The organism is Natronobacterium haloterrestre (genome assembly GCF_900112205.1).
Taxonomy (GTDB): domain Archaea; phylum Halobacteriota; class Halobacteria; order Halobacteriales; family Natrialbaceae; genus Natronobacterium; species Natronobacterium haloterrestre.
On sequence record NZ_FOKW01000008.1, the window covers coordinates 139737 to 156060 of the forward strand.

At 65.6% G+C, this 16324-nt stretch carries 19 protein-coding genes and 1 tRNA gene; 7 read left to right on the forward strand and 13 right to left on the reverse strand.

Annotation, left to right across the window (positions count from 1 at the left end):
* The first annotated feature begins 21 nt into the window (after nt 1–21).
* Complete coding sequence (locus BM113_RS15585; RefSeq protein WP_089788972.1) at nt 22–1056, forward strand: carbohydrate ABC transporter permease; 1035 nt, start codon at nt 22–24, stop codon at nt 1054–1056.
* Nucleotides 1053–1970: a sugar ABC transporter permease gene (locus BM113_RS15590; RefSeq protein WP_089788973.1), complete on the forward strand. Its 918-nt coding sequence runs from the start codon at nt 1053–1055 to the stop codon at nt 1968–1970. Before BM113_RS15585 ends, BM113_RS15590 begins: the two co-directional genes overlap by 4 nt.
* A 245-nt stretch (nt 1971–2215) precedes the next feature.
* Here BM113_RS15590 and BM113_RS15595 read toward each other — a convergent pair whose 3' ends face one another.
* From BM113_RS15595 to BM113_RS15605, 3 genes are all read right to left on the reverse strand, one after another.
* Nucleotides 2216–3454: a mandelate racemase/muconate lactonizing enzyme family protein gene (locus BM113_RS15595; RefSeq protein ID WP_089788974.1), complete on the reverse strand. Its 1239-nt coding sequence runs from the start codon at nt 3452–3454 to the stop codon at nt 2216–2218.
* A gap of 232 nt (nt 3455–3686) precedes the next feature.
* Nucleotides 3687–5096 (reverse strand): alanyl-tRNA editing protein, encoded by a 1410-nt coding sequence (locus BM113_RS15600; protein WP_089788975.1) that lies wholly within the window; start codon nt 5094–5096, stop codon nt 3687–3689.
* Between the two features lie 94 nt (nt 5097–5190).
* Nucleotides 5191–5733, reverse strand: a complete 543-nt coding sequence (locus BM113_RS15605) for a helix-turn-helix domain-containing protein (protein ID WP_089788976.1) — start codon at nt 5731–5733, stop codon at nt 5191–5193.
* A gap of 139 nt (nt 5734–5872) precedes the next feature.
* Here BM113_RS15605 and BM113_RS15610 point away from each other — a divergent pair.
* The 3 genes from BM113_RS15610 (at nt 5873) to BM113_RS15620 (ending at nt 7161) form a co-directional block, all read left to right on the forward strand.
* A tRNA-Leu gene (locus BM113_RS15610) sits at nt 5873–5957 on the forward strand.
* Between the two features lie 347 nt (nt 5958–6304).
* Complete coding sequence (locus BM113_RS15615) at nt 6305–6607, forward strand: hypothetical protein (protein ID WP_218149966.1); 303 nt, start codon at nt 6305–6307, stop codon at nt 6605–6607.
* Between the two features lie 2 nt (nt 6608–6609).
* Nucleotides 6610–7161, forward strand: a complete 552-nt coding sequence (locus BM113_RS15620) for a winged helix-turn-helix transcriptional regulator (RefSeq protein WP_089788977.1) — start codon at nt 6610–6612, stop codon at nt 7159–7161.
* 98 nt (nt 7162–7259) lie between these two features.
* On the opposite strand, the gene BM113_RS15625 is transcribed toward BM113_RS15620, so the two are convergent.
* The 4 genes from BM113_RS15625 to BM113_RS15640 are packed head-to-tail and all read right to left on the reverse strand — an operon-like array spanning nt 7260 to nt 9559.
* Nucleotides 7260–7802 carry a hypothetical protein gene (locus BM113_RS15625; protein ID WP_089788978.1) on the reverse strand — a complete coding sequence of 181 codons (543 nt, stop codon included), beginning with the start codon at nt 7800–7802 and terminating at the stop codon, nt 7260–7262.
* Nucleotides 7802–8062 carry a hypothetical protein gene (locus BM113_RS15630; protein WP_089788979.1) on the reverse strand — a complete coding sequence of 87 codons (261 nt, stop codon included), beginning with the start codon at nt 8060–8062 and terminating at the stop codon, nt 7802–7804. Before BM113_RS15630 ends, BM113_RS15625 begins: the two co-directional genes overlap by 1 nt.
* Nucleotides 8052–8927: an FAD:protein FMN transferase gene (locus tag BM113_RS15635; protein ID WP_089788980.1), complete on the reverse strand. Its 876-nt coding sequence runs from the start codon at nt 8925–8927 to the stop codon at nt 8052–8054. The genes BM113_RS15630 and BM113_RS15635 overlap by 11 nt, the downstream gene beginning before the upstream one ends.
* 2 nt (nt 8928–8929) lie before the next feature.
* The gene (locus BM113_RS15640) at nt 8930–9559 is read right to left on the reverse strand and encodes a hypothetical protein (RefSeq protein ID WP_143095848.1); all 630 of its coding nucleotides are present in this window, start codon (nt 9557–9559) and stop codon (nt 8930–8932) included.
* Nucleotides 9560–9727: 168 nt separating this feature from the next.
* On the opposite strand from BM113_RS15640, the gene BM113_RS15645 reads away from it, so the two are divergent.
* Nucleotides 9728–10291: a DUF420 domain-containing protein gene (locus BM113_RS15645; RefSeq protein ID WP_089788982.1), complete on the forward strand. Its 564-nt coding sequence runs from the start codon at nt 9728–9730 to the stop codon at nt 10289–10291.
* A 60-nt stretch (nt 10292–10351) separates the two neighbouring features.
* On the opposite strand, the gene BM113_RS22375 is transcribed toward BM113_RS15645, so the two are convergent.
* The 5 genes from BM113_RS22375 to BM113_RS15665 all read right to left on the reverse strand — a co-directional run bounded on the left by BM113_RS22375 (nt 10352) and on the right by BM113_RS15665 (nt 14736).
* Entirely contained in the window at nt 10352–10495 is a 144-nt protein-coding gene (locus BM113_RS22375) for a hypothetical protein (protein WP_007143414.1), read from the reverse strand.
* Between the two features lie 98 nt (nt 10496–10593).
* A complete protein-coding gene (purF, locus tag BM113_RS15650; protein ID WP_089788983.1) occupies nt 10594–12066 on the reverse strand; it encodes an amidophosphoribosyltransferase in 1473 nt (490 codons plus the stop codon).
* A 166-nt stretch (nt 12067–12232) separates the two neighbouring features.
* Complete coding sequence (locus tag BM113_RS15655; protein WP_089788984.1) at nt 12233–13120, reverse strand: ferritin family protein; 888 nt, start codon at nt 13118–13120, stop codon at nt 12233–12235.
* 42 nt (nt 13121–13162) lie between these two features.
* Nucleotides 13163–13471 (reverse strand): cupin domain-containing protein, encoded by a 309-nt coding sequence (locus tag BM113_RS15660; RefSeq protein ID WP_089788985.1) that lies wholly within the window; start codon nt 13469–13471, stop codon nt 13163–13165.
* Nucleotides 13472–13569: 98 nt separating this feature from the next.
* Complete coding sequence (locus BM113_RS15665) at nt 13570–14736, reverse strand: YeeE/YedE family protein (RefSeq protein ID WP_089788986.1); 1167 nt, start codon at nt 14734–14736, stop codon at nt 13570–13572.
* 257 nt (nt 14737–14993) lie between these two features.
* Between BM113_RS15665 and BM113_RS15670 the strand changes: the two genes are divergently transcribed.
* A complete protein-coding gene (locus BM113_RS15670; RefSeq protein ID WP_089788987.1) occupies nt 14994–15437 on the forward strand; it encodes a desampylase in 444 nt (147 codons plus the stop codon).
* A 26-nt stretch (nt 15438–15463) separates the two neighbouring features.
* On the opposite strand, the gene ubaA is transcribed toward BM113_RS15670, so the two are convergent.
* Nucleotides 15464–16321 (reverse strand): SAMP-activating enzyme E1, encoded by an 858-nt coding sequence (gene ubaA, locus BM113_RS15675; protein ID WP_089788988.1) that lies wholly within the window; start codon nt 16319–16321, stop codon nt 15464–15466.
* Nucleotides 16322–16324 lie beyond the last annotated feature (3 nt).

A 16324-nucleotide genomic window follows, 5' to 3' on the forward strand; every position in this document is an offset into this window, starting at 1 on the left:
TCACTACGCCGCTATCCAATCATGTCCACGTCATTCTTCGAGCGCTTTTCACAACGCAGCCAGCAGCGGCTCCCGGACCGCCTGGAGAACCGCGACTGGCTGGCGTTCTTCCTCGTTGCACCGGGTATCGCCCTGTTCCTGTCGTTCATGCTGTTCCCGATCGCGTTCCTGATCTATCTCTCCTTTACCGACGCAACCCACACCGGAACCGTCATCGGGGGCGGCGCGAGTCTGATCGGATTCGACAACTACATCTCGCTGTTCTCCGACGCGCAGTTCTGGAACTCCCTCGGGGTGACCTGGCTGTTCATGGCGGTGAGCGTCACCGCCAAAATCGTCGTCGGGATCGCCATTGCGGTGGTCCTCACGCACGCTCGCGTCCGCGGGAAACGGTACATGCGCGCGCTGGTGATCGTCCCGCTCGGGTTCCCGGAGATCTTCTCGATCACGGTCTGGCGAGGGCTGTTCAGCAGCGCCCGGTTCGGACCGTTCAATCAGATCCTCTCGATGTACAACGGGGCCGTAACGGCCGTCGTCGGCGCGATCGACTCGGTGCTGTTCTTCCTGTCGATCAACGCGCCGGAGTTCCTGCTCGCCGACGTTCCGGTCGCGTGGATGGGCAGTCGCTGGGGCGCCTTCGGCTCCTACGTCACGACCGAAGTCTGGCTGGCGTACCCGTTCATGGTGATCATCATCGTCAGCGCCCTGCAGGACGTGCCGATGGAACTGCACGACGCGGCGAAAGTCGACGGTGCCGGCTACCTCCAGCGGTTCAGACACGTCACGCTGCCAGCGATCAAGCGACCGGTGATGTTCGCCTCGATCCTCACCGCGGCGGCCTCGTTCCAGCAGTTCCTGGTCCCGTGGGTGTTCAACCGCGGGGGCCCCGCGCGGGACAACGAGCTCATCCTCGTCTACGGGTTCCGCGAGGCGATCGAACTCAACGAGTACGGGCTCTCATCGGCGATCATGGTCACGGCACTCGTGTTCGTCGGCATGTTCATGTGGATCGCGGTGAAGAAAGGCGACCTCGCTGACGGGGTGGGTAACGAATGATCGATACGGTACGAAAGACCATCGAACAGGTACAGACCGGCCGACGAAGCCTCAGTGACGTCGGCAAGACGATCGCGGGAAGCACCGGCGCCACCTTGCTGGTATTGCTGTTGATGTTCCCGGTGTACTGGATCGTCACGGCATCGTTCTCGCAAGGCGCGGGCCTGATGAGTTCCGAGGGGCTGTTCGCGGACCCCTCGACGTACAACCTCGACGCCTACCGCTGGGTGCTGTTCGAGTCGAACTTCGTCTTCGAGGACGGCGAAGTCGGCAAGCCCGGCGCGCTGTTTAACAGCCTGATCGTCGTCTTCGTCACCGTCAGCGTCTCGCTGTCGGTCATCATCCCCGGCGCGTACGCGCTCTCGAGGCGGAAGTTCGCGGGCCGTGAGAAGGTCCTCTACGGCTACGTCCTCTTCACCCAGGTCGGCGCGGGGCTGTCGATCGCGACGCTGGTCGCGCTGTACGCCCTGTTCGTCAACCTCGGGCTGAGCAACAACCTGCTCGTGCTCGGGCTGTTCTACGCCGCGGGGGCGATCCCGTTCAACACCTGGCTGCTGAAGACGTTCATGGACAACATCCCCGTCTCCTACGAGGAGGCCGCGATCGTCGACGGCGCGAGCCAGTGGCAGGTCATCCGCGAGGTGATCCTGCCGCTCGCGAAGCCGGGTATCGCCGTCGTGCTCATCTTCACGTTCCTGGCCGGCTGGAACGAGTTCATCATCGCACAGACGCTCCTGCAGCCGGAGAACTACACGCTCTCGGTCGAACTGTACGCGCTGGTCGACGACTACGAGACCCCCTGGACCGAGTTCGCGGCGTTCGCGATCCTGTTCGCGCTGCCCGTCGCGATCATCTACTTCGCGGCACAGAACTACGTCGAGAGCGGACTCTCGTTCGGCGGGATGGAAGGCTGACGGAAACGGAGCGCCCGTTCTTCCGTTCCCGTTCCGGTTCTCGTTCTCGCGGCTCCGGCCCGTTCTCGCGGCTCCGGCCCGTTCTCGCGGCTCCGGCCCGATCCGATCTTTTCGAGCCACATCGACTCGACGAACTCGAGTTCCGGTCAGGTCTCGTCGAACAGCGCAAATCAAAGATTTGCTGGCTCGACGAAGCTAGGCTTCGTCGAACACCGTTGAGCAACGCTCAACGTGCTTGACGAGGCTTACGCCTCGTCAAACAACTCCTCACCCTCGACCATATGCTCCTCGACCGCGTCCAGATCGAGGGTGACCCCCAGTCCTGGCTCCTCGGGCACCTCGATGTAGCCGTCCTCGATGACGGCCTCCTCGACGAGATCCGACCACCACTCGAGTTCGTAGGAGTGGAACTCGATCGCCAGCGCGTTCGAGATCGCCGCGCCGACGTGGACGCTCCCCATCGTCGCGACCGGCGAGGCGACGTTGTGCATCGCGACCGGAACGTAGTACAGATCCGCCAGATCCGCGATCTTGGCCGTCTCGCGCATCCCACCGACCTTCGGCATGTCCGGCGCGATGATGTCGACCGCCTGCTCCTCGAGCAGTTGTCGCTGGCCGTGGGTCCGGTAGACGTTCTCCCCGACGGCGACGGGCGTCGCCGTTCCCTTGGTGATCTCGCGCTGGACGTCGTGGTTCTCCGGCGGCACCGGGTCCTCGAGCCACCAGACGTCGTACTCCTCGAGGCGCTTCGTGAGTCGCTTCGCGCTCTCCGCGGAGAACGACCAGTGGCAGTCGAAGGCGACGTCGGCCTGCGAGGCGACCCGTTCGGTGACGGCCTCGACGATGCTTGCCTTGTGTTCGATCTCGGGTGCGCGGAGGTGGCGGTTCGCGCGGTCTTTCTCGTGGCCGGAGGGGACGTCGAGGTCGAACTTCAGGGCGTCGTAGCCGAGTTCGGTGACGACGCGTTCGGCCTCGTCGGCGCACGCGATCGGATCGGCCTCTTCCTCGGTGTGGCAGTCACAGTAGACCCGGACCTCGTCGCGATATTTCCCGCCGAGCAACTGGTAGGCCGGCACCTCGAGGATCTTGCCCGCCAGATCGTGTAGCGCGACCTCGATGCCCGAAATCGCGGTAACGGTGACGCCGCCGGTCGATCCTTCCCCGGACATCTTCTGGACGAGGTGTTCCGTGAGGCGATCGATGTCGAGGGGGTTCTCCCCGCGCAGGAACGGGGCCATTCGCTCGATGAGTTCCGGCGCGCCCGCCCCCCAGTAGGCCTCGCCGGTGCCGACGATGCCTGCGTCCGTGTAGACCCGAACCAGCGTCCACGGGAAGTTGCCGTCGACCATCGTCGTCTGGACGTCCGTGATCTCGACGTCCCGGCCGTCCCCGCGCTCGCGGGTCACGTTCATCGTCTCCGCCGACAGATCCCGCATCGTGTACTCCGCGTTCGGGTCCCGCAATTTCGAGTAATCGATGCCCATGCGGCGTCCTTCACCCGGACTTCAGGAATAGGTTACACCGGCGAATGAACGCCGGGCGTCTCCCACCGGTCTCGAGTTCGTTCGTCGGTCGCCCCCAGTTGTTAGCTCGCGCCTCGGGCGTTCGATCGATTGAACGAACGAAAGTGTTTAGTTACGGTAATTTCCAATTCGAGTTGCTGTCGGTCATGCCTATCCGGACGTCCCCACGATCGTCCACGACAGCACCCGACGCTTACTCCCGGTCGAGGTAGCGCCCGATCCTTTCGGGCGCAGCGTCGAACCCTCCCCCTTGTGCCAACCGATCCGAGCCGCCGCCACCGCCGCCGAACTCCGCCCCCAACTCCTCGAGGACGGCCGTCGCAGGCTGGACCTCGGGGGCAGCCGATCCGACGACTGCGAACGTGGTCTCGTCGCCCCCGAGTGCGACGACAACGACGACGTCCGCGTCGACCGGGTCGTCCCCGTCCGGGCCCGTGTGCTCGCGCACAGCGTCGCTGACCGGGTCGACCGGGAGGTCGCCGACGGTCGCCACCAGCCAGGTTTCCCCGTTCTCGTCACCGTCACCGTCACCGTCACCGTCACTGTCCCCGTCACGTTCGATAACCCACGCGTCCTCGCCCGTGAGACGTGACGCCGCGAGCTGTCGTTCCCGTGTCGCTACCCGGTCGGCGAGTTCCTCCCGGTCATCGACGACGCGTGTTACCTCCTCGCCGACATCCGCGATCGACGCGCCGAGCGTCCGCTTCGCGTCGAAAACTGCCCGCTTCTCGGTCGTCCGCCGTTCGATCGCGGCCGGCCCGACGGCCAACTCGACCCGCGTCAGACCCTCGCCCGGGTTCGAGCGGCCGAGCACGGTCACCGGCCCGATCTCGCGAGTGTTTCGGACGTGGGTTCCGCCGCAGGCGGCCACGTCCCAGGTGTCGTCCCCAAGTCCGGATCCCGAGCCGTCACCGATCGGCTCGTCCCCGCCGCTCGAGGTGACGACTTTCGGTCCCGCGCCATTGCGTCCGAAGCCACCGGTTCCGGCCCCGGTGCCGCCGTTTCCGTTCTCGTCTTTCCCGCCGATCGTCACGATTCTGACGCGCCCTTTTCGGAGCGCACCGTCCTCGGTCGCCTCGTTGAAGGCCACGTCATCGCGCTCGCGGGCCTCCGCGACCGGCACCGACTCCCAGGAGACGGGGCGGGATTCCCAGACCGCGCGGTTGACCAGTTCGTTCAACTCGATCAGCGTCTCGTCGTCGATCTCGGTACTCGTCTCGAGGTCGACCCGGACCTTCTCCTCGCCGATGTCGAACCCGCCGTAGCCCAGGTCCTCGAGGAGCCGTCGCCCGGCCCCGTAGAGGACGTGACTGGCCGTGTGCGCGCGCATGCAGTACATCCGGAACGACCAGTCGATCGAGCACAGCACTCGCCTTCCGACCCGGAACGACGGTTCCTCCGCCAGCACGTGGACCGGCTCGCCGTCGTCCAGTTGAACGTCGACGACTTCGGCGTCGCCGATCCGGCCGCGGTCGGCCGGCTGGCCGCCGCTTTCCGCGTAGAAGTAGCTTCGTTCGAGCCAGACCCGCTTCCCGTCGATCGACGTCACTTCGGTCTCGAACCGCGTGGCGTACGGCTCGGCTGCCGCCAGTTGCCCGCTCATCGGTTTCACTCCGGTGGCCGACAGTAAAAGTCTGCTCGCCGACGCGCCGTCCGGCTACTCGCGGTCGCCGGTCGACGTCGACGCCGACGCCCCCTCACTCCGAGAGCGTGACGTCCAGCCGCTGCTCGAGGGCCTCGATCAGCCCGCCACCGACGCCGGCCTGGGTTGCCCGGCCCTGCTCGACCGCGAGGATGTCTTTCTCCGGAGCCTCGAGTTCCTCCGCGAGTTCCTCGCGCTGGAGGCCGGCCTCCTGTCGGGCCTCGACGAGTTTCTCGCCGTAGTCGGAGACGAGGTACGGCAGGGGGTCGTCGTCGTAGTTCGTCCCCTCCTTCTCCCAGTGTTCGGAGTCGCCGTCCCAGACCGGGTTGGCCTTCGCGACGTTCTGGGCCGCTTTCTGCTTGCGACTGGGGCCGTCATCCTGACCGGACCCGCTCGCGCCGCCGGCCGAGGCCGAACCTGAACCCGAACCCGACCTCGAGCCCGACCGCCTCCCTTCGCCGTGTGGCGCACAGTCCGGGCACACCTCGAGTTCCGCGCCGGCAACCGACGCGAGCTCGAGGGAGTCGCTTTCCGCACCGCAGAGTTCGCAGTTCGTCCCGCCGCCGCCGGAGGACGAACCCGTCGAATACTTGGCCATGGTACAGTTTGGCAACTGCGCCATTTCAACTCTCCGCTCCACCCGTTCCGTGTGACCTCGCCGCAGGCATCGACCGAAAAGAAAGGTCTTTTATAATCACGCTGGATACGAATGAGTGCGGAAAAGAAAGAGACTGCGAGCGTGGGTAGCCAAGCCAGGCCAACGGCGCAGCGTTGAGGGCGCTGTCCCGTAGGGGTCCGCCGGTTCGAATCCGGTCCCACGCATCGCATGCGCGGCATGACGCCGCGAAACGTGAGGCGAGCGCGGGGCCTCCGGGTCCCGCGGCTGCCACGGGCTCGCCCGTGACGCAGTTCACCGCCGAGCGACACGATGCAGGTGATCTCCCTTCGTGGACATCACCCACGCATATTTCCTTTGGAACCAAGTCCGACGAGCGACGGCTGTCGTCGATCTCCGCTGTCCGTTCGACACACAATCCACCAGTGAGACCGCTGTCCCGGCGGAATCCGCCGACGTGGTCGACCGATTCGACCGTTGGACGACAACCCTTTTTGAAAACCGGTGCCTCGGTCGAGACACCCCAGACTGTCGGCCGATCGGGGACTCAACGATGGCTATCGATCCGATTACACTCGCGCAACTGCTCGAACAGTACATCAGCCTCGGTATTTTCGTCGTCGGGTCGACACTCGCGTTTTTTAGCTATTTGGCGTGGCGTCGCGAACGCGACCGTCGGATGCTCGTCGTTACCGTCGGGTACGGCATGTTCGCAGTGTACGGCCTGATCGTCTTCCTCGAGTACCTCCTGCTCCCGTACTTTCGCTACGATTTGATCGAACTGGTCGAACACGGCGCGGCAGTCCTCATCCTCGGTGGACTGCTCACGTTCTTCGTCGCGTTGACCCAGGAGTAACGATGACGGATCCGACGTCCGATTCCGAAGCGGACCGGAACCCGGCCCTCGAACTCGAGACCCGCCGAGAAATTTATAAGGAAATTGATGACACTCCCGGCGTTCACTTCCGAGCATTGCTCGAGGAGTTCGACTATGCCAAGGGGACCCTCCAGTACCACCTCCGCCAACTCGAACGCGGTGGGCTTCTCGAGGCGTCGGACGACGGAACATACACCCGTTACTACCCGGCCGGGTCGTTCGACGAGGCCGATCGGGCGGTAATGAACGCACTCCGTCGCGAGTACGCCCGTCGCATCGTCGCACACCTCGCCGTCGAAGGCGGACTGACGACGACCGAGCTGAGCGACCGACTCGATCGGTCGCCGTCGACCGTCTCCTGGCACCTCTCGAAGCTCGAGGACGCGGAACTCGTGACGAAAGATCGGGACGGCCGGCGCGTCGTCTACGAACTGACCGACCCGGATCGCGTCGAGTACCTCTATACGGTTCACCGGAGGTCGTTTACCGACCGGGTCGTCGACCGACTGTTCGACCTCTGGGACAGTTACTGAGTCACCAGAGACAGTTACCGACTCGAGTGAGCCAGTAACCGAGTCACACGTGAATGGTATGGAGGCAACCGAGCCAGTAACGGAGTCGACCGAGGTAGTTACCGAGTCGCTGTGGGCGTCGACAGCCACTCCTGTTCCGACAGCAGGCGCAACAGGAGCACGTACGCGAGGAACGCGATCGCCGGGCCGAACACTGGCCGGATCAGTCCAGCGACGTCGGTCCCGACGGCCGCCGCGTGGACCGTTGCGAACCCGAACCCGCCGTAGGCGAACGCATGAACGACCCGCGGTCCCCAGGGCCGTTCGAACCGCCTCGCGTCGGTGAACCCGAGCACAGCCACCGCGAGAAGTACCAGGGCACCGACCCCGACCGCGACGCCTCCGAGGAAGTACGACGTCGAGTACGCGGTCTCCGTTACCCGGCCCGTGACGACGTACCACGTATCGATCGTGCCGAGGACGCCGTGGACGACCGTCACGAGCATGGCGAAGACGGACAGTTCGATGTGCACGCGGCGCGAAACGTCGTGTAAGACCCCGAACGAGGACGCGTTGTAGAGGATGCCGGTCAGCACGGCCAGGTACAGCGCGGGGAAGGCGACGAGCGCCGACGCCCGGTCGAGCAGCCAGAGCAGGCCCATCAGGAGGCCCCCGTCGTTTCGACGACTCTCGGTCCATCGGTTCCCTCACCGGGTCTCCGTGGCGGCCCTGCCCGATCGTCGTGACCTCGGTCGTGGTCGTCGATCGACGCCCCGGCGATCGGATCCGCCTCGTCGGGGAGGTCCGCCCGGTCGGCCTCGGCTGCCTGGATCGATCGAACCTCGGCGATGCCCCACGTGATCGGAACCGTCGTGATCAGGACGACGATCGCGACGACGGTGATCCACTGTCTATGCGACATGATTGTCGAACCCCTCCGTCGTGTGAAAGACGCCGTCGTGAACTACGAGCGCCTCGAGGCCGGACCAGGCGGACGCGAGGTCGAGGGCGTCAGACAGCGGCATGGCCGCGAGGGCCGTCGCGAGCGCATCGGCCTCGGTGCAGTCGCGCTCTGCGACCACCGTCACCGTCTCGTGTCGAGCGCCGATGTCTCCCCGCGTCGGATCGTAGACGTGATCGACGCCCCCACGACGACGACGGTAGCCGCCGGACGTGGCGACGTACCAGTCCGTCTCGAGTACCCGGAGCGGGCGCGCGTCGCCGTAGGGACTCTCGACGGCGACCGGCCCCGTGGGCGGCGTCATGTCGCCACCGCCGGAGACGAATCCCTGGCGGCCGAGTCCCGACAGCGCGGCTGCCGCCCGATCGACCACGTACCCCTTCGCGAGGCCGTTCAGATCGAGCGCCGTCCCCTCGACGACGGTGACCCGATCGCCGTCGACCTCGATCGTGCCGTCGTCGAACCGCGCCGGCGGGGACTCGCAGTTCCCCCGGAGGTACGCCTTCAAGTCGTGTTCGAGCCGTCCCTGTCGTACGTCGAAGACCCCGTCGGTCCGCTCGTGGTACTCGAGCCCCCGCCGGACCAACCTGGCGACGTGTTCGTTCTCGGCGCGACCCGTCCGGTTTAACTTCGAGACCGCGCTGTCCGGATCGAACGCGTTCAGTTCGCGTTCGAGGGACTGGGCGATCCGCCGGGCCCGAGCGGCCGTCGCGTTGGCCCGGTAGCCGGTTGCGTGGACGACGAAGTCGGTGTCACAGCACCGAAACGACAGCCGGGCATCACCCAGACGTGCGGACATCCCGGTGAGCGTATCCGTCAGACCCATTGTCAATCCTCGTACCGGTCGTCGTCGTACTCCTCGTATTCGTCCTCGTACCGGTCGTCGTCGTACCCCTCGTATTCGTCCTCGTACCGGTCGTCGTCGTACCCCTCGTATTCGTCCTCGTACCGGTCGTCGTCGTACCCCTCGTATTCGTCCTCGTACCGGTCGTCGTCGTACCCCTCGTATTCGTCCTCGTACCGGTCGTCGTCGTACCCCTCGTATTCGTCCTCGTACCGGTCGTCGTCGTACCCCTCGTATTCGTCCTCGTACCGGTCGTCGTCGTACCCCTCGTATTCGTCCTCGTACCGGTCGTCGTCGTACTCCTCGTATTCGCCGTATTCCTGGTATTCGGCATACTCCTCGTATTCGTCCTCGTATCGGTCGTCGTCGTACCCCTCGTACTCGTCTTCGTACCGATCGTCGTACTCCTCGTATTCGCCGTATTCCTGATATTCGACATACTCCCCGTACTCATCGTACTCGTCGTGGTCACCGAGTTCGGTTACGGACGCCCCATCGTCGTCTCCCGCGAGGTCGAAGCCGGGGGCAGCAAGCCCGATCGCGACGCCGGTGGTCAAGACGGCACCGATGAGCGTGAACGCCACGAGCCTGTTGGTCGGTACTGGAATGCGCATACCAATACCGGTGCTGGACGCACGTGTATCTCTTCGCGTCCACGCCTCGAATGTTCGTCCGTCCGTCGAATCGTCTCGAGTCGACGGCCAGGAACTCCCGATGATCCGGTACCGGCGATTCGAACGGCAGAGGAAAACGGCTTTCCCGTATCGGTCGAACCACAAGACATGGAGTACGTGCCTCGAGAGCGCGTTCGGTCGCTCGCCGCCGTCTTGAGCGTCGTCTCGCTTGCGGTCGTCTTCGCGGCCGCCGGCGGACGGATCCCCCAGTCGGCCGTCCCGACGGCCCCCGAATGGGTCCTCGACCTGATCCCCCACGTCAACGTCGTCATCAGCGCGACCGCGATCGGGACGATCACGGCCGGCTGGCGTGCGATCCGTCGCGGAAACGTCGACAGACATCGTGGCGCGATGATCACCTCGTTCGGGCTGTTCGCGGCGTTTCTCGCCCTCTATCTCTACCGGCTCGTGGCCACGGGCGGCCCCCAGCCGTTCCCGGGGCCGGAAAGCGTCTACCTGTACGTCTACCTGCCGGTGCTGGCGATCCACATCCTCCTCGCGGTCGTCTGTATCCCGTTTCTCTACTACGCGCTGTTGCTCGGGTTCGCGTACCCGATCGAGGAACTACCCCGGACCGCCCACGCCCGGTTCGGCCGGATCGCAGCCAGCCTGTGGCTGATCTCGTTCAGCCTGGGGATCGTCGTCTACGTCCTGTTGCACGTCGTCTACTGAACGGGGGGCGCTCGAGATCCGGCCGCTCGGACTCCGCTTCCGTCCGGTTCGTCCGATACCTCACGTGACCAGTTGCTGGAAGAAATCGCTAAACGTGATCAATATGAGGCCAGCGATGACGATCAGGATGAGGAACCCGAAGAAGATGAGTATCGCCTGTCGGCCCGTGAGCGATTCGCCCTCGAGAAACTCGTTTACGTCCATAGCGGACGTTCTACGGGGCCAGTAAAAAACGGACCGACTGGACTCAAAGGATCGAGTCGCGTTCGGGGGTCGTCAGCCGTCAGCCCCACCCACAGCAGTCAGTCGTCGGCGACCGTCCGATCGGGCTCGAGGTCGGGTCGGGTGACGTCGCGGTCGGTCTCCTCGCCCTCGATGTCGTAGGGATACTCGCCGGTCACACAGCCCAGACAGAGGTCGATCCGATCCTTCCCGAGCACGTCGGCCACGGCGTCGGTCGAGAGATAGGCGAGACTGTCCGCGTCGATGGCCTCGCGGATCTCGTCGACGCTTTTGTCCGCGGCGATCAGTTCCTCGCGGGTCGCCATGTCGATCCCCATGTAACACGGCGCAGCGATCTCGGGCGCGCCGATGCGCATGTGGACTTCCTCCGCGCCGCAGTCTTTCAGCAGTTTGACGAGCTGCGTCGACGTGGTGCCGCGGACGATCGAGTCGTCGATCAGGGTAACCGTCTTCCCCTCGACGGTGGACTTGATCGGGTTGAGCTTCAGCCGGACCGCGCGCTCGCGCTCGTCCTGGGTCGGCATGATGAACGTGCGGCCGACGTAGCGGTTCTTCATCAGCCCCTCGGCGAACTCGACGCCGTCGTCGTCCTCGTCGCGGGGCTCGCCGTCTGCGGTCGTCTCCCCGGCGGCGTCGGCGTAGCCCGAGGCGAACGCCCGGCCGGAGTCGGGGACGGGCATCACCACCTCGGTTTCGACGCCGCTTTCTTCCCAGAGTTTTCGTCCGAGGTTCCGGCGTGCCTCGTAGACGAGCGTGTCGTCGATGACGCTGTCCGGGCGGGCGAAGTAGACGTGTTCGAAGAAACAGTGGGCCGTATGGTCCCGTTCGACCAGCTGGTAGGAGTCGAACCCGCCGCCGTCCTCGTCCAGGACGATCAGTTCGCCGGGCCGGACGTCACGGATCAGCTCCCCGTCCAGGGTGTCGATCGCCGCGGACTCGGAGGCGAGGATGTAGCCGTCCTCGAGTTTTCCGATACAGAGCGGCCGATTCCCCTGCGGATCCCGGACGCCGAGGACGGTGTCGTCGTGGCTGATCGTCAGCGAGTAGGAACCGTGGATGCGGTTCATCGTCCGCTTGACCGCGCGCACGAGGTCCTCCTCGAGGAGGTTGCGCGCGAGGTCGTGGGCGATGACCTCGGTGTCGCCGTCGCTGGTGAACGCGTGGCCGACGGCGGCCAGTTCCTCGCGGATCTCGTCGGCGTTGACGAGGTTGCCGTTGTGCGAGAGGCCGAGCGAACCGCTCTTGAACGAGACCGAGAACGGCTGGGCACAGGAGGAGTCGACCGAGCCCGCGGTCGGGTAGCGGACGTGGCCGATGCCGGCCGACCCCGCCAGTCCGTCGAGGTCGTCCTCGCCGAAGACGTCGCCCACGAGGCCCATCTCGACGTGGCTGTGCTGTTGGAAGCCGTCGTGGGTGACGATGCCGGCCGACTCCTGGCCGCGGTGCTGGAGCGCGTACAGCGCGTAGTACAGCGGCCGCGCCGCCGGACGACCGGCCAGCGAGACGCCGACGACGCCACACTTTTCGGTCATCCCTGTTCGCCGGGGAGTCTCGCCCCGCCCATCAGTCATGGTCGACCGTAGCGTGCTCCCCCGATAAAAATCCCGTGTTTGTGCCCTCAATACCGGATCGAAAACGTGTTTTTGTCCACGTTTGTGTATATCGAAACCGCAACCACGCTCGAGGCCACCTCCCGCGCTACTCCTCGAGACGAACCAGTTCCTCGACGTCTGGCAACTCGCCGTCGTCGACGATCTGTGCCATCCGGTCGCGGTGTTTCTCCGCGGCGTAGCCGACGAGAGTCTCGTCGTCGACGCCGGTCGCATCCTCCTCGACCGACTCACCGACGATTCCCTGAACGAGCATCGCGAGTTCGCCGACCGTCCCCTCGATCAGGGCGGGATCGACGCCCGCCTCGTGGACGAGCCGCTCGAGTTTCCACATCCCGAAGCCGACGTGTCGGCCCTCGTCGCTCCGGATGCTGGAGAACCCCTCGACCAGCCCCGGCAGCCGCGGGAGGTCCGCGTACTCGCCGCTGAAGTTCCGCTGGACGCCGTAGTAGCCCGTCTGGGCGAGAATTCCCTCGATCGCCATGTGGTAGTGACAGTACGCGAGCGCGCGGTTTTCCGGCGTGTCCTCGACCAGTAATCGGCCCATCGCCGTCTCGTTTCGCTCGAACAGTTCCTCGTACGGTTCGGAGAACCACCGCTCGTCGGTCGGGGCGGTCGACTCGAGGCCTCGCCGCCGTTCCTCGGGCGTGATCACCGTCCGCCAGTAGCGGTCGAAAAAGTCCGCGTGTTTGGCCTCCTCGTAGAGTTGCGTCGTCACGAACAACTGGTCGGCGACGTCCTCGAGGACGACCCCGAGCGGCGAGAGGTCCTCGGTGACGGCCTCCTCGCCCGCCCCGAACAGCGCGAGCGTCTCCCGCAGGCCGTCGAACGCCGGTTTCGGCACGTCCCGGATCGCGTCACGGTCCGCCTCGAGGTCGATCCCGTGGGGGTCCCAGTGACGCTCGACGGCGTTGCGGTAGTACCGAAAGGAGCGACGATCGTGATCGATCCGACCGCTCGAGTCATTCGTTGACATGGAACGGCGTTCGACGCCACCGGGAAAAACGGTACCGCTCGGTCAGGCGTCCGCGCCGGTCTTCGGCGCGAAGACGACAAGCGCCGTGCTCTCCTCTATAGCGTGTGGCGAGACCTCACTGTCGCCGTCGAACCGCACGAGGTCGCCCGCCTCGAGGTCGTAGGTCTCTCCGTCGAGGTCGAGGTCGACGGCCCCCGACAGGACGTGGAAGAGGACGTGCGACTCCGGGTGTCGGTGTTCGGGGATCCGCTGGTCGGCCTCGAGTTCGAGGCGAACGGTTCGGGGCTCGTCGTCGAACGCGACCGCGTGTGGGGTGTCGGTGAGCGACTCGAGCGACGTACGTTCTGGCATGAATGGGGCGTGGTCGCTCGTACACTTGTACTCACGGCGAACTCCGGGACTGTGGGAACACGGGAGTTCTCGAGCGCGGAAGAGAGGGGTCCGTCGGATCAGATCGCGCAGCCGACCTCGCGGTAGAGCCAGTGGGTCATCACGTAGACGCCCAGCACGATCCCCACGGCCGCGATGAACGAGTGGACCGACAGCGAGGCGATCCCGGAGTAGATGTTGCCGATGTTACAGCCCGGCGCGAGCCGGGAGCCAGCACCCATCAGGAAGCCGCCGACGACGGCGTTCGGGAGCCGCTGGAGCTTCGGGGTCCGCACGGAGAAGTCGCCGCTCCAGGCGGCGGCGATCCCCGCGCCGACGATGACCATCGCGATCATGATCATGTCGACGGTAACGGTGACGCCTTCGCCGGCAAAGAGGATCGACCCCCAGTACTCGTAGGAGCTCGCGTCGACGCCGACCTGCTGGAGCAGGTAGCCCGTCCAGCGCGCTTCGGGACCCGTGACGCCGACGATCGACACCTGCGAGAACCAGAGGACCGCGACGGCGGTGATCCCGAGCGCGGCCGTCCGCGGGTCCCAGGGTCGCTTCGAGGCGGCTATCGGGTCGTCGATCTCGCGGAAGCCCCGGACGTACGAGCGCGTCCCCTCGAGGAGTCGCCGGGTTCCGACGACGGGCGTCGCGAGGACGACCGGACGGAACTCGGCGGCCTGTTCCCGTCCAGTCCCGGTCTCGCCGGCTTCGCGGCCGACGACGGTGACGTACGCGAGGCCGATCAGCGCCGAGGCCAGCAGCGCCACGAGCGGCGCGGGCAGCGAGGACGCCTCGAAGAGCGTGACGCCCTCGCCGAAGGTCAGCGGCGCGAAGTACGTCGACTGCAGCGTCGGGAAGGCGACGGAGAAGGCCGCGTAGCCGACGCCCATGAACAGCAGGGTCAGCCAGAAGTGCAAGTACCCCTGGCCGGCCCGGTAGAGGGTCCCGCTCGCACAGCCACCGGCGTAGGTCATCCCGACGCCGAAGACGAAGCCGCCGACAAGCCCCGTCAGCCCCCAGTCGGGGGTCCAGAACCCCTGGTAGTAGCCGAGCTGGTAGAGCACGCTCCAGCCCAGCATCGTCGATACGACCGCGACGAGGACGCCCTTGGTAACTCGGGTGTCCTTGAACGCGAACAGGTCGCGGAACGCGTGGACGAAACAGAACCGGCCCTTCTGGAGGAAGACGCCCAGTCCGAGGCCGACCACCGCCGCGACGAGCAGCGTCGATGTCATCACCGGTCGTTCTCACTGCCCCTCCTAAACCGCCCCCGTTACGGGAACCTCTGCACGGATCGATGACGGCCCTCAGGCCGAGATATGGCGCTTCGGTGACCGATACGGCCGACTCAGCCCGATATCCCTCGGATCGGCGCTCTGAGGCCCCGGCAACACTGGCTTCTATCTACGATCGTCTCCGTCGCGACCTGTCCGGGCCGATTTCGCCGATCCGGAGTGGATAGCTTAAGGGGCTGTAACCCCCAGCCACGCGCATGATCGAACTGTTGCGTTCGGCGTACGACGAGATCGTCTACCAGGCCTACGACGGCGACGAGCGGGAGGTCTGTGGGATCCTCGCCGGCGAGTACGACCCGGACCACACCGTCGTCACCGACGCCTATCCGGCCGAGAACGTCGCCGACAACCCCGAGATCCGGTACGCGATCGATCCCGAGGAACAGTTCGAGATCACCGAACGGATCGAGGAGGAAGGCCTCGAGGTCGCGGGCTTCTACCACTCCCACCCGGCGGGGCCGGCCGAACCCAGCGAGACGGACGCGGCGCGGGCGACGTGGCCCGATTTCTCGTACGTCATCGTCGCGCTCGACGGCTACCCGTTCGTCGGCTCGTGGCGCTGGCGCGACGAAGAAGAGCGGTTCGACGGTGAGCGGGTGCGCGTGGTCTCGAGCCGGAGCGACGGGGACGACTCCCGTTAGTTGTCGTTGATCGTCGTCATCCGTCGTCAGTCGTCACTGGCTTCGATCTCCGGCTCCTCCGCCGTCCCGTCGATCGAACACGATGCCGTGTACTCGACGTCGTGGACCGAGTCGATCGCGGGATCGTCGCCACAGACCGGACAGTCGTCTTTCTTGGTGATCTCGACGGTGTCGAACTCCATGTTCAGGGCGTCGTAGAAGACCATCCGGCCGTCGAGGAGGTCGCCCTTGTCGAGCAGGAACTTCACGGCCTCGGTGGCCTGGATACAGCCGACGGTGCCGGGGAGGACGCCCAGCACGCCAGCAGTCGCGCAGTTGGGGACCATCCCCGCCGGCGGGGCTTCGGGGAACATACAGCGGTAACACGGCGAGTCCTCGCCGCCGGCGAAGGTCGTGATCTGGCCCTCGAACTTGAAGATCGAGCCGTGGGAGAAGGGGACGCCGGCGAGGGTACAGGCGTCGTTGACGAGATAGCGGGTCTCGAAGTTGTCAGCGCCGTCGATCACGAAGTCGTAGCCCTCGATCAGGTCCTCGACGTTGTCGGGCGAGACGCGGAGTTCGTGTTTCTCGACGTCGACGTCGGGGTTGATCGTCTCGACGTACTCCGCGGCGCTGTCGACCTTCTTGCGACCTACGTCGTCGTCGCCGTGGATGACCTGCCGCTGGAGGTTCGAGAGTTCGACCTCGTCGTCGTCGGCGATGCCGATCGTTCCGACCCCCGCGGCCGCGAGGTACTGGATGATCGGGGACCCGAGTCCGCCCGCGCCGATCACCAGCACGCGCGAGTCCAGTAGATCGCTCTGTCCCTCCGGGCCGACCTCGTCCATGATGATGTGTCTCGAGTACCGGTCCAGTTGCGTCGGCGAGAGATCCAGGTCGCTCATCGT